This window comes from Bradyrhizobium denitrificans, assembly GCF_013179005.1.
In the GTDB taxonomy this organism is placed as follows: domain Bacteria; phylum Pseudomonadota; class Alphaproteobacteria; order Rhizobiales; family Xanthobacteraceae; genus Bradyrhizobium; species Bradyrhizobium denitrificans.
The window spans coordinates 1-653 of the sequence record NZ_JABFDP010000087.1 but is presented as its reverse complement, the minus strand read 5'-3'; the positions used below and the strand labels follow the sequence as shown (position 1 = coordinate 653).

1 protein-coding gene is annotated in these 653 nt (G+C 66.2%); it reads right to left on the bottom strand.

Features of this window, described 5'->3' with window-relative positions; genetic code table 11:
* The coding region (locus tag HL671_RS37860) for a chemotaxis protein CheW (RefSeq protein ID WP_172244253.1) at positions 1–653 on the bottom strand (653 nt) is incomplete at both ends.

Genomic DNA, 653 nt, shown 5'->3' with positions numbered 1-653 from the left:
CGGATGAACCAGTCGGCGAAGGCCATCGGCAGGAAGTGGCCGACGTCGATGACTTCGGTCGCCTGGCCCTTGATCACGGCCGAGCCGAGGATGCCGTCCTTGGCGCCGGAGACCTGGATGTGGAGTCGCTCTTCCACGATGTCGATGATCTCGTCGACGACGAGGCCCATCGCGCGAGTCTCGTCGGCGAACACCAGGATCGGCTGCGAGCCCGTGGTCTGCACCGAGACGCCTTCCATCTGCACCAGCGGCATCAGCTGATCGCGGTACTGCACCATGTAGCGGCCATTGGAGATCTCGATCTTGTCGGCCGCGATCTCCTCCAGCCGCGTGACGAGCGCCAGCGGCACCGCCTTGGGCTGCGCCGTGCCGGCGCGGAACACCAGGAGCGAGGTGAGCTGCTCGCCGCCAACAGCATGATGCGCCGCATGCTCGTCGGCGACCGCCTGCGAGGCCGAGCCGGCGGCGCCGAGCGCCTTGGCGATGCCGTTCGGGTCGATGATCATGATGACCGCGCCGTCGCCCAGGATGGTGTTGCCCGAGAACATGTCGATGTGCCGCAGCTTGGTCGACATCGGCTTGACCACGATTTCCTCGGTGTGGAACACGCAGTCCACCACGATGCCGAAGGTCTGGTTGCCGACCTGCGTCAC